The organism is Acinetobacter sp. TYF_19 (genome assembly GCF_043105125.1).
GTDB lineage: Bacteria > Pseudomonadota > Gammaproteobacteria > Pseudomonadales > Moraxellaceae > Acinetobacter > Acinetobacter johnsonii.
This window is the reverse complement of sequence record NZ_JBICLH010000085.1, coordinates 103907-116617: the sequence shown is the minus strand read 5'-3', so window position 1 is coordinate 116617 and position 12711 is coordinate 103907. Positions and strand designations below refer to the sequence as shown.

The 12711-nt window shown below is 43.5% G+C and carries 12 protein-coding genes; 7 read left to right on the top strand and 5 right to left on the bottom strand.

Annotation, left to right across the window (positions count from 1 at the left end; all coding sequences use genetic code 11):
* Positions 1–3: 3 nt before the first annotated feature.
* Complete coding sequence (gene tusA, locus ACF8FD_RS14665) at positions 4–261, bottom strand: sulfurtransferase TusA (RefSeq protein WP_004692640.1); 258 nt, start codon at positions 259–261, stop codon at positions 4–6.
* A gap of 212 nt (positions 262–473) precedes the next feature.
* Between tusA and ACF8FD_RS14660 the strand changes: the two genes are divergently transcribed.
* Positions 474–1313: an HlyC/CorC family transporter gene (locus ACF8FD_RS14660; protein WP_004978829.1), complete on the top strand. Its 840-nt coding sequence runs from the start codon at positions 474–476 to the stop codon at positions 1311–1313.
* Positions 1310–2869: an apolipoprotein N-acyltransferase gene (gene lnt, locus ACF8FD_RS14655; protein WP_279735000.1), complete on the top strand. Its 1560-nt coding sequence runs from the start codon at positions 1310–1312 to the stop codon at positions 2867–2869. Before ACF8FD_RS14660 ends, lnt begins: the two co-directional genes overlap by 4 nt.
* Positions 2870–2935: 66 nt before the next feature.
* Here the strand turns inward: lnt and ACF8FD_RS14650 are convergent, their stop codons facing one another.
* From ACF8FD_RS14650 to gspF, 4 genes are all read right to left on the bottom strand, one after another.
* On the bottom strand, positions 2936–3274 hold the full coding sequence (locus tag ACF8FD_RS14650) for a tRNA-binding protein (protein WP_281963779.1): 339 nt from the start codon (positions 3272–3274) through the stop codon (positions 2936–2938).
* A gap of 160 nt (positions 3275–3434) precedes the next feature.
* Complete coding sequence (locus tag ACF8FD_RS14645; RefSeq protein WP_004978824.1) at positions 3435–3770, bottom strand: hypothetical protein; 336 nt, start codon at positions 3768–3770, stop codon at positions 3435–3437.
* Between the two features lie 283 nt (positions 3771–4053).
* Positions 4054–4491: a type II secretion system major pseudopilin GspG gene (gene gspG / locus ACF8FD_RS14640; protein WP_058868821.1), complete on the bottom strand. Its 438-nt coding sequence runs from the start codon at positions 4489–4491 to the stop codon at positions 4054–4056.
* Positions 4492–4524: 33 nt separating this feature from the next.
* A complete protein-coding gene (gene gspF, locus ACF8FD_RS14635; protein ID WP_281963778.1) occupies positions 4525–5730 on the bottom strand; it encodes a type II secretion system inner membrane protein GspF in 1206 nt (401 codons plus the stop codon).
* A 152-nt stretch (positions 5731–5882) separates the two neighbouring features.
* On the opposite strand from gspF, the gene ACF8FD_RS14630 reads away from it, so the two are divergent.
* The 5 genes from ACF8FD_RS14630 (at position 5883) to ACF8FD_RS14610 (ending at position 12704) form a co-directional block, all read left to right on the top strand.
* Positions 5883–8105 carry a primosomal protein N' gene (locus ACF8FD_RS14630; RefSeq protein ID WP_078425726.1) on the top strand — a complete coding sequence of 741 codons (2223 nt, stop codon included), beginning with the start codon at positions 5883–5885 and terminating at the stop codon, positions 8103–8105.
* 82 nt (positions 8106–8187) lie between these two features.
* Positions 8188–10029 carry a monovalent cation:proton antiporter-2 (CPA2) family protein gene (locus tag ACF8FD_RS14625; protein ID WP_281963777.1) on the top strand — a complete coding sequence of 614 codons (1842 nt, stop codon included), beginning with the start codon at positions 8188–8190 and terminating at the stop codon, positions 10027–10029.
* Between the two features lie 50 nt (positions 10030–10079).
* Positions 10080–10955, top strand: coding sequence for an Hsp33 family molecular chaperone HslO (locus ACF8FD_RS14620; protein WP_281963776.1), 876 nt, complete (start codon positions 10080–10082; stop codon positions 10953–10955).
* A 199-nt stretch (positions 10956–11154) separates the two neighbouring features.
* Positions 11155–11607, top strand: coding sequence for a DUF2147 domain-containing protein (locus tag ACF8FD_RS14615; protein WP_058868816.1), 453 nt, complete (start codon positions 11155–11157; stop codon positions 11605–11607).
* 143 nt (positions 11608–11750) lie between these two features.
* Positions 11751–12704: a DnaJ C-terminal domain-containing protein gene (locus tag ACF8FD_RS14610; protein WP_058868815.1), complete on the top strand. Its 954-nt coding sequence runs from the start codon at positions 11751–11753 to the stop codon at positions 12702–12704.
* Positions 12705–12711: the final 7 nt, after the last annotated feature.

Sequence of the window (12711 nt, the reverse complement as noted above, 5' to 3'; positions counted from 1 at the left end):
GATTTAACCCTTTTTAACTAAATAATGAAATTCTTTATTGCCGTTTTCGTCTAAGCGCTCTTCTTGCAGCAAAAGTTCATGCCCAAGATGCATACAAAATTTCGGAATATCCCATGAAGTTGAATTGTCCGTTGCAAACACCTCCACTACATCTCCCGATTTAGACTTGCGAATAGCTTGATGCAACATCATCACAGGCTCTGGACAGCGTAAACCACGGGTGTTTAATTGGATGCTTGGGCTCACTTCCAAATCAGACATATACAAACTCAAAAATTTAAAAACTTGCCAATTTTAACACAACTGCCCATTTCGCATATCTGTTTGCATAGTTTGATGGTAGATGAACCTCATATTTAAAAGTATTGATCTAATCATTCATGCAATCCTTGCTTAATTACAATAGACAAGTGTGTTTTCTACGGTATGATAAAATTAAGTTTTTTAGATATTAAGAGTCTTTAGGAAAGATCATGCACGAGGAATCAGGCCCGTCGTGGGGAATGCGTGGCTTACGCAAATGGTTAGGTACCGCGCCAGAAACTCGCGATGAACTGTTAAAGTTAGTTCAAGATTCACGTCGTTTTTTAGAACCCGATACTGTTGCGATGTTAGAAGGCGTATTAGACCTTCCAGCAACCAAAGTCCGCGAGGTCATGACACCGCGTACATCGATGATTAGCCTACAAGAAGATGATGAGTTACTCGACATTTTGCATACTCTGGTTGAGTCGGCACATTCACGTTTCCCTGTCTTTTCATCAGACCAACCAGACAATGTCGTTGGCATTTTATTAGCCAAAGACTTATTGCCTTTCTTAACTGAACCAAACAATAAAGTGGATATACGTGCGCTGATGCGCCAACCTTTATATGTGCCTGAAAGCGCACGCTCAGACCAAGTGCTTCGCATGTTGAAAAACACCCAAACGCACATAGCGGTGGTGATTGATGAATATGGCACGACCTCAGGTTTAGTGACGCTAGAAGATATTTTGGAAGAAATTGTCGGTGAAATTGAAGATGAACACGACAAGATCGATGAAGAAGCGGAATATATTATTCCCGACAATGACCCTACGACCGCAAATACGTGGCTGGTTCAAGCACTTACACCAATCGAACACTTTAACAATCTTTTAGATGCAGACTTTTCTGATGATGAGGTTGAAACTGTGGGCGGTTTATTGCTTCAAGAAATTGGTTTAGTGAGTGATTTACAAGGTCAGGTCATTGATCTTGAAAATTGGGAATTTACCATTGTAGAAGCAGATGCACGTTCTATTCATCTGATTCGAGCCGTTCGTAAATGAGAGCTTACTTTGACAAACTGTTAACCCCCAATCCACAACAAAAGCAGTTACCTTTAATTTATCCGCTTCTAATTGCCTTATTTTCAGGGGCTGTCTTTAGTTTTGCACTCGCCCCTTATCATTATTGGTGGTTGGCAATCTTATCCCCTGCACTGCTCTATGCCACTTTACGTAAACGCAGTGCAAAGCAGGCCTTTGGCATTGGTTGGGCCTATGGTTTTGGCCTATGGTTCGTGGGGGCTTTTTGGCTCTACACTTCCATCCATGTCTATGGCGATACCAACAGTGCTTTAAGTGTCGGTATGATCGGCATTATGGCCTTGGTCATGGGCTTATTCACGGCTGTCCAAAGCTTTATTTACCGCCGTTTTTTCCCTGAAACGCCACTAACCTTCGCTCCGCTTTGGGTGCTTTTTGAATGGTCGAAAACCTGGGTTTTCACAGGCTTCCCATGGTTGTTTGCAGGCTATGCCTTTACCGAACGTTTACTGGATGGGTATGCGCCATTATTTGGTATCTTCGGGGTGTCGTTTGTAGTCTTGGTGTTGGCCTGCGCACTGGTCGAAATTTTAAACCGCCGCGTCTTTTGGGTCATTCCTTCTGCCTTATTGGTACTTGGTGCATGGGGCGCATCAAAAATTGAATTCGTCTCCGCAAAAAATACGCAGCCATTATCGGTTTCTTTAATTCAAGGCAATATCCCACAAGACTTAAAATGGCTCACTGAGTATCAACTAAAAACACTTAGAATCTATGCTGATTTAACCAAAACAGAATGGGGACGAGACCTCATTGTTTGGCCTGAATCCTCTATTCCGATGTTCCAAAGTGATATCGAACCCTTTTTAGCTGCAATGACAGCACAGGCCAAGAAAACCAACACGGCGTGGGTCACCGGTATTCCATACTGGGATATTTCAGGCTCTGAAGCGGCAGGTCGACCACTGTACTACAACAGCATTATGGCCAATGGTGCTGAAGCCGAAGGACTCTATAAAAAGCAACGTTTAGTGCCTTTTGGTGAATATATTCCACTATCCGGTTTACTGAAATGGGTGTTGCCTGCCATGCAGAATGATCCGTCGATGAGTGGTTTTTCACGTGGCGAACAACAGCAACAACCGCTTTCTATTCATCAGCAGCATTTAGGCGCGGCCATTTGCTATGAAGTGGCTTATCCGAACTTGACGCGTCGTAATGCCAGCCAAAGTGATTTCTTGGTGACAGTTTCCAATGATGCATGGTTTACAGGAACCGCAGGCCCTTTACAGCATTTACAGATGGTTCAAATGCGTGCCAAAGAAAATGGACGCTGGTTTATCCGTGCCACTAATACAGGCGTGACGGCGTTTATTGACCATCAAGGGCATATCGTAAAACGTGCCCCACAAGATGTGGCAACCGTGCTTCGCGGCGAACTGCCTGCTATGCAAGGTCAAACGCTGTATACCCGTTTAAGTGACTGGCCAATTTTAGGTTTCTCAGTCTTTTTACTTATCTTGGGCTGGATCTATCGTCCACGTAAAGTCGATGTATCGTTTAAGTCTCGTCGATAGTTGCTATTGTTAGATCAGATTGTTCCAAAGAAAACCCCAAGCTGAGCTTGGGGTTTTCTTTTTCAATTATAGTAGCTTGGTACCTACTGGAACATCTGTATCAGGCACACACAGCACCACGCCTGCATCTGAATCATGAAAGCCTGTCACTAAGCACTCAGACTGGATGGGACCAATTTGTTTGTTTGGAAAGTTAACCACCGCCACTACCAATTTACCCAACAACAGTTCAGGTTGATAACGCTCAGTAATCTGCGCACTCGATTTCTTAATGCCAATGTCATGGCCAAAGTCGACATGTAAAATATAAGCGGGCTTACGTGCTTGCTCAAAGACTTCGGCCTGAATAATACGCCCGACTCGGAGCTCGACTTTTAAAAAATCCGTCCAATCAATCTGTTCCATATTTCACTCTATATTTATATTTTCTACAGTATAGGGAGCGAACACTAGGATTATATACAACGAAACAGACAAGCGATCCTATCTTTCCGCCATTCTTCATGACGCAATAAAAAACCGAGCATATGTGCTCGGTTTTTTATCACAACTATGAATGTCAGTATTAAATTTGACTGACCAAATAGGACACCATACCAGCTAAAAAGAGCATCGGGGTATAACGGTAGAACATGACCACTTTTTGTTCTAATGCTGTAATCTGTACTTGATCGAGTGTGAGTACGGTTGCTTTTAACGCAGACCAAAAGCTCAAAACCGCCCATGTGCTGAATAGACTGATTGCAAAGAAACCCACCATAATTTGGCTACTGCCTTCAGTCGACTGCCAAACACTTAAGACACCTTGAGCAACAGGAAGCATACTCAAAATCAAAAGAACAGATTTGAGCATCGACCAATGGAATTGGCTCATTTCATCCAACAAGGTTAATGCTTTCATTCTATTCTCCTCAGGCAAATCAGTTGCCATTGAGAACATTATGCAAGGATTTAAATAAATAAAAAGCCTATTTTTATCCATAATTTACATTATTTGTAATCAATAAATATGGGAATAATTCTTATTATAAATCTCAGCTGATGCTTATTATATTTAATATTTTAAAATCATAATCTTAGATATTAATTTTAAATTAAGATGTATTATCATTACAGTCCACATTGACATAACCTATGCACTGTAATGATATATTCAATTAAACCCAATATATAATAATTCTCAATTAAGGTTGATACTGAATATCAGCATCGGTTTCTTCACCACCTTGCTGTCCATCTGCGCCAAAAGAATATAAATCAAATGGTCGTCCATCAGTCCCAGGTGCAACATATTGAATGTCATTATCCCAACTGTCTTTCGGATATCCACCTTTCACATAACCGCCTGGTAACCAATTTTTTGCAGACTCAGGCTTATTCACCAAAGCATCAAGTCCACCCTCTTGCATCGAAGGGTATTTATCATTGTCCAATTTATATTGATCCAATGCCGCAGCAACACCTTTAAGGGTAATGACAGTGGTGTCCACTTTGGCTTTTTCACCGCGTCCCATCACATTAGGTACAATTAAGGCTGCCAACACACCTAAAATAACAATCACCACCATGACTTCAATTAAGGTAAAGCCTGAAGCTTGGCGTCTATAGATTTTTGATTGCATGTGAATTTTCTCTTCCATCTTATATTTTTAAAATTAAATCATGTTGTTCATGTTGACGATCGGCAGCATCACGGCGATCACAATCACCAAGACAATGCTTGCCATCAGAACCAACATCAGTGGCTCAAGTAAAGCCAGCAAGGTCGATATGAGCGTTGTCACCTCTCGGTCTTGCATGGTCGATGCGCGCTCCAACATCCGATCCAATTCACCCGACGTTTCACCACTTTTAATCATTTGTACCATCATCGGTGGGAAATAACCACTGCGCTCCAACTGGGTCGCAAGGTTTCCACCTTCAGTCACTTTTTCTGCCGCATGATTGACCGCATCGCGAATCACCCAGTTATTACTCACCGCCGCGCCAATTTTTAACGCATCCACCAAGGGCACACCTGACTGGGTCAAAATCGATAAGGTACTGGCAAAGCGTGCGGCATTTATACCACGTGAAAGTTTACCGAATAATGGCAGTTTGAGCATTAAACGATCAAAGGCATAATGCCCTGCTGTGGTTCTTAAAAATCGCAGTAATAAGCCGATGCCTAGTACACTGCCCACCAATAAAAATGGCCATGCCACTCGAATAAAATCGCTGGCTTTCATCAAGGCAACGGTAATCCATGGCAAGGCATCTTTGCTTTGGTCAAAGGTTTTGACAATGTCAGGCACCACATAGGTCATAAGTCCCATCACGATGGCAAAAGACATCAGCATTAAAATAATCGGGTAAATCATCGCGCCTTGGATTTTCTTTTGCATTGCAAAACGATTTTCGGTGTATTCTGCCAACTGATCTAAAATTAAGTCTAAATGTCCTGAACGTTCGCCAGCGGCAATCGTGGCAATGTACAACTCTGGAAAGCGTCCAGATTGCTGTAAACCCTGTGCCAATGAATGACCTTCCAGTACTTTAGAACGCACTGACATCAATAGATTTTGTACATGTGTTTTTTCTGACTGCTTTCCAACCGCACGAATGGCTTCTTCCAACGGAATGGCCGCCGCCACAAGTACCGAAAGTTGACGTGTCAATAAAGCCAAATCATAGGCGGTAATTTGTTTTTGAAACCATGTTTTACTGCTGTGCTTATCTTTTTGTTCAACAGGATCAACCGAGACTGGGATCAGCGCTTTATCACGAAGTTGTTGCCGAATTTGACGTGCTGAATCCCCTTCGAGCACGCCTTTTTGCTGCTTTCCTGCGGCATCGAGTGCGGTAAATTGATATGCTGGCATGTTTACGCTTTCTAATTGTCCATTTAGTCATTTGGCGCTGTTGCATGTCGGCACCAAAATCATTCATATTCTAAGTTATAAATTATGTCATCACTCTAACACAACTCATTCATCGCACAACGACAATTTCATCAGGACATTTTGAGCTTTTTATGCCAGAAACTACACTTTCCACAACACCAAGCTACCGTATTCGTGTGGCTGTTCCCGTTTATCTATATGACTGTTTTGACTATAGTTTAACGGCTGAACAATACCACCAAGCTGAAGTGGGTGCACGTGTGGCTGTCTCATTTGGTCGCCAAAATGTGGTCGGTGTCATTGTTGAGAAACTCACTGATGAGAAACCACTCGATTTAGGCTTTAAACTCAAAGCCATAACTGAGTTGCTCGATGACAGCGCTATTCTAGATGCTAAAGTTTTAAGTTTATTGACATGGTCAGCGCAATATTACCAATTTCCCATTGGGGAAGTGATGCATACTGCTTTACCCAGCTTTTTACGCCAAGGTAAACCCTATAATTTACTGGCGCGAATGTGGAAGCTGATTGATGATCATGCCGAAGACAAATTGAAGCGTTCTGAAAAACAACAAGATGCCTATAAAATTTTAAAGCTGCATCCCACAGGAACGTCTGAAAACATTCTAAATTTGGCTGGCATTGAAACTGCGACCTTAAAAGCCTTAGAAAAAAAGAAAATCACCCAGTGCATACTTGAAGCTCAAGACTTTAAACCGCAAGCGATGACGCTAGCGCAAATGCCTCTCGCGCCCAATGATGAACAAAAGCGTGCCATTCAAAACATACTCAAAGTTCGTCATAGCTACCACGCTTTCTTACTGGATGGTTTAACCGGTAGTGGCAAAACTGAAGTCTATTTGCAAGTCATGCAAGAGGTTTTAAAACAAGGCAAACAAGTCTTGGTATTAGTGCCTGAAATTGGCCTCACCCCACAAACAGTGAGCCGTTTTCAGTCACGTTTTCACTGTCATATTGCGCTACTACATTCAGGTTTAAATGATTCTAAGCGCCTGCAAGCCTGGCAAAGCGCACAAACGGGCAAAGCTTCGATTGTGATTGGCACACGTTCTGCCATCTATACCCCTCTTCCGCATCTGGGTTTGATTGTCTTAGATGAAGAGCATGATCTATCTTTCAAGCAACAAGAGGGCTTCCGTTACCATGCTCGTGATGTGGCTTTATACCGTGCGCACTTAGAAAACTGTCCGATTATCCTCGGCTCTGCAACGCCAAGTATCGACAGTTATGCGTTGGTCGAACAAGGTAAAATGACCCGTTTGGAGTTGGACCAACGTGCAGGTGTGGCCGTGATGCCGAAAATGCATGTGATCGATCTAAAAGTGGCACAAAAACAAAATGGCATCAGCCAACAGTTGATTCATGAAGTACAAAAGCGCTTAGACAAAAAAGAACAGGTGCTGATTTTTTTAAACCGTCGCGGCTATGCGCCTGTGTTGATTTGTGAAAGTTGTGGCTGGCAGGCCAAGTGCCCCCACTGCGATGCCAATTTTACCGTGCATCGACAGCCCTATCAGCATTTGCACTGTCACCACTGCGGCACCATCCACCGCATGCCTGAACACTGCCCACAATGTCAGCATAGCGAACTAAAACCAATTGGTTTAGGCACCGCAAAAGTTGAAGAAAACCTACAAGAACTATTCCCCAACTTTGACGTAATTCGGGTTGATCGTGACTCGACCAGTCGGGTCGGCAGCTGGCAAAAAATCTATAACAAGATTCAGAAAAGTGAACCCATCATTTTGCTCGGCACCCAAATGCTGGCCAAAGGACATCACTTTCCTTATGTGACTTTGGTGGCGATTTTAGACATCGACTCGGGCTTACTCAGTGTTGACTTTCGCGCCACAGAACGTACCGCACAGCTCATCATCCAAGTCGCTGGACGTGCTGGGCGCGGTGAGAAAAAAGGCGAAGTCTATTTACAAACTCTACGTCCCGATCATCCTTTGCTGAATACCCTGCTGGAATCGGGCTATCGCAGCTTTGCCAAGCAAACGTTGAAAGAGCGTAAAGCTGCATGGATGCCACCTTATCGCTATGCGGCTTTATTGCGCTGTGAATCCAAAGACCAAGAACTGAACCAAAGCTTTTTACAAGAGCATGCACAAGTATTGCGCCAAGCCTCAGAAAACAGTATTGATATTTGGGGGCCCATTCCTGCGCCGATGGAACGTAAAGCAGGCCGCTATCAAGCGCATATGGTACTACTGTCCAAAGACCGTGCGCGGATGCATTTTTACATTCGTCAGTGGTGGCAAAATGTCTGGCATAACAAACCGCATGGTATGAAATTGAGCCTTGATATTGATCCACAAGAGTTAAGTTAAGGCTTGACATGAATAAGGTTTAGACCTGAGTCGCGTTCTCCCTTAAACTTCCAACATAAAGAAAAAAATTTAGGACAGGGCAATGTCTCTACTGCTTCAAATCACCCTTTTTTTGGCTGCGGCACTGATGATCGTTCCGTTGGCCAAACGGCTAGGGATTGCCACGGTACTCGGCTATTTATTCACGGGTATCTTACTCGGTCCCAGTGTATTCAATGTCGTCCATGACCCTGAAGACATTCATAAACTCGCTGAGTACGGCGTGATTTTCTTGATGTTCATTATTGGACTCGAACTTCGCCCGCAACGTTTATGGGAAATGCGTAAATCCATTTTTGTGATGGGCAGTTTACAAGTGATGCTCTGTGGCGTGCTACTGGCGTGCATCGTCTTTTTTGCCCTGCAGCAACAGATTGCGGCCAGTGTTGTGATTGGTTTTGCCCTTGCCCTCTCCTCCACCGCATTTGTGTTGCAACTGCTCAGCGAAAAACAGCAGCTCAATACCACTTTTGGTCAGCAGTCCTTTTCCATTTTACTCTTTCAAGATATCGCTGCGATTCCGCTGATTGCGATTATCCCCCTGCTTGCGGGAACAAACTCAACCCATCATGGCATTGCCTACTTTGCAGCAATTGTGGCCACCTTTACAGGCTTATTTTTATTTAGTCGCTATCTCATGCGCCCTTTTTTCCGCTTTGTGGCCAAAAGTGGCGCGCATGAGCTGATTACTGCAGTCGGTTTGTTTATTGTCTTAGGCGTGGTCGCGCTGATGGATGTCTTAGGCATCAGTACCACCTTGGGCGCATTTTTAACTGGGGTGTTACTTGCTGACTCTGAATTCCGTCATGAACTGGAAGCCAGTATTGCACCATTTAAAGGTCTACTTCTCGGTCTATTTTTCATGACCGTCGGGATGAGTACGCAAATTTCGCTCCTGTGGGAAAGCCCAAGCCTGATTATTGGCGGTGCGTTATTGCTGATGTTGGTCAAACTGCTGGCCTTAACCGCCATCGCTCGCTACTTCGAGTTTTCATGGCGCAATAGTTTGATGCTGGCAACCTGTTTGGCACAAGGCGGTGAGTTTGCTTTTGTGGTGCTCAATGTTGCCATGAGTGAACACGAGATTACGCAGGCCATTTTAGAGCCGATCAATTTGATCGTGACGTTGTCGATGATTCTGACGCCTATTCTATACTGGCTGATGAGTTCGTGGGTGGTGCCTCTATTCGAGAAAGAGGCTACACCTATCTATGATGATATTCCTGAACAGCATAACCCGATGATCATTGCTGGCTTTGGCCGTGTCGGACAAATTGTGGCACGGCTGGTTCACTTACAGCACCAAACCTTCACGGCGATTGACAGCAATATCGACAAGGTTGATTTCGTTCGCAACTATGGCGGTAAACTCTACTATGGTGATGCCACTCAACCCGATATCCTGCGTGCAGCCGGTATCGAGCATGCCAAAGTGTTTGTGCTAGCCATTGATGATATTGAAGACTCCATGAATGTGGCACGCCATATTCGACTCAATTATCCAGACTTAAACTTGCTGGTGCGGGCACGGGATCGACATCATGTGCATTTGCTGCGTGACTTGGGGGTGGAGCATATTTGGCGTGAAACCTATTTATCGTCTTTAGGGATGGCCTATTTTGCCCTGCGCAATCTCGGAATTGCTGAAGCTGATGCTTATAAGAGCATTGAGTTATTTCGAGATTATGATGAAAAACTGCTCGCACAGCAGCAAAGCATTTATAACGATGAGCAGAAAGTGTATGAAACACATCGTAACGCTTTAGCCGAATTAGAACATCTGTTTGAAAGTGATACCCAATTGCGCCAAAGCCCTGTGGGGGTTGACCTACAGCGTGAGTTACAACATGACCGAATAGATGTAACACGGGATGAAGTAAAATGACTTGTGTTTTACAATATCGTCACCATTAAGACAGGATATTGGAGAAATTTATGTCTGATTTGCGTCAACGCTTTTATATTGAAGATAGTCCTGTTCGTGGTGAAGTGGTTCATCTAGAAGAAACCCTACAAACCATCTTGGCGCAGCGTGATTATGCACCTGCGGTCCAAGTACTGTTAGGTGAAATGCTCAGTGCCACGGCATTACTTGCCAGTACTTTAAAAATTAAAGGCCGTATTAGTTTACAAATTCAGGCTTCAGGTAGTTTCAAATGGGCCATGGCTGAATGTAATCACCTTGGTGAAGTACGTGCCTTGGCGGATTATGAAGCAGATCCTCGCTTTAATACTGCCGACAGCAGCAGTACGGTATTGAGCACCCTCATTAGCCCTGTACTATTTATTAATATTGAGCCCGAATTTGGTGAGCGTTATCAAGGGATTGTGGCTTTAGACAAGCCAAATCTTGCGGGTTGTTTAATGCAGTACTATGACCTGTCTGCCCAAATTCCAACACGTATCGTTTTGGCCAGTTCAGCCCAGCGTGCTGGCGGTTTACTTATTCAGCTGTTACCACGTAACAGTGAAGAGGAACAAGAACGTGTTGATCAAGACTTATGGCCACGTCTGACCATGTTGACTGAAACGCTCAAAATCGAAGAGTTAACCGATTTAGAATCCAGTGAAATTCTTTACCGTTTATACAACGAAGAAGAAGTACGCTTACCTGAAGTTGAAGTACTGAAATTTGGCTGTACCTGTTCGAAAGAACGTTGTGCTCAAGCGCTTGAACAAATTGGCGCTGAAGCCGTTCGTGAAACGCTAGAACATCAAAACCCGATTACCATGGACTGCCAGTTCTGTAACACGCAATATAGCTTTAGTGCAGAAGAAGCCTTGGGTTTATTTGGTGAACACTTAAGCTAAGCGCGTCATGTGCAATAAAAAAAGAGCAACTAAATTGCTCTTTTTTTATGCCTTTGTTCTCATAAAAATAAGATAATTCAAATGATTCATCACTTTTATTCATAGATATTTCACTGGTCACACCGCTTAAATTTCGTTATAAATAAACCCATAATTTTTATATGTCTTTATTTTTCTCTTCCATTGGGGTTTTATCATCATGAAATTTTCTTGCAGTCTTTTCGTACTCAGCAGTTTATGTGCCTTCTCCAGTTTTGCAGCAACTGATCCTTTGGTCGGAAAATGGAAAACTATCGATGATAAAACAGGATACTCTCTCAGTGACGTCATGATTGAAAAAGACAAAAACAATAGCTATAAAGCAGTCATCGTAAGTACGCGTGAAATTCCAGGTGCGGTAAAAATAGAAAACTGTAGCAAGTGTGATGGGGTCAATAAAAATCAACCCATCGTCGGCATGACAACGCTCAGCCATTTGCAGTTAGACAATGCCAAAGATTCGACCTATAGCCATGAACAGTTCCTCGACCCTTTCACAGGGCTACGTTATGACGCATATGCACGACTCAGCAACAATGGTAAGCATTTACGAATTCGAGGAACTTCGACCGAAAATGGCGGTGGGCGCAACATCACATGGGTCAAATACTAAGTATCCCTCATCCATCAAAGCCCCTTTCATCGGGGCTTTTTTCTTGTCATGTTTTGAAACAATAAGGAACATATCTTTACTGTTGAAATCTGCTGAAAGGCTGAATAATGATTGAAACTTAATCAATTTATTTAATCTTATTTATGCCGAAGAACCATTATGAAATACTCGGTTTAACGCGAGATGCGACCGCCGAACAAATTAAAAAAGCCTATCGAAAATTGGCACGTAAGTATCATCCCGATGTCAGTAAGGAGCCTGATGCTGAAGCACGTATGCAAGAATTGAATGTCGCCTATGACACCTTAAGTGATGAAACGAAAAAAGCAGAATATGACTTTGAACTCGATCATCCGCAAGGCTCACAGCAATTCAACCCCAATGCAGGCTTTGGCGGTTTTGAAGATGCATTTCGGAATGCCCAAGGTGGGCAACAGGCACATGATTTTTCAGGATTTGAAGACTTATTTGGCCGTTTTGGTTCAGGTTTTGGAGGATCAAACTATCAATATCAACGCCAAAATAGCACACGCCATAAAGGCGAAGACCAACATGCGCGTTTAGAGGTCGATCTTGAGGTTGGATTCCACGGTACCACCCAAACCATTACCTTACAGATTCCCACTTTAAATGCTTATGGTGAAGCAGAAATTCAGCGCAAAACGCTGGAAGTTAAAATCCCCAAAGGCATGAAAGAAGGGCAACAAATTCGCTTAAGTGGTCAAGGACAGTCAGGTATTCAGGGTGGTGAAAATGGCGACCTGTATATCGAAATTTATTACAAAGATACGGAGACCACACGCGTTGAAGGGGTTGATGTCTATCACCAACTCAACATTAGTCCTTGGGAGGCCGCTTTGGGGCAAAGCATCACCACCGCGCTACCCAATGGTCGGACATTACAAATTCAAATTCCGAAAAATGCCAAAACGGGGCAGCAACTCCGTTTAAAAGATCAGGGGATTCCAGCCAAAACGGCAGGACATTTATATTTAATTTTAAACATTGTTCAACCTCCTGCGCAAAGTGAGCAAGAGCAACAGGCTTACCAAGCCTTTGCTGAAGCCTTTCCTCACTTCAAGCCGCGTCAGTCTTAAGGAGAAA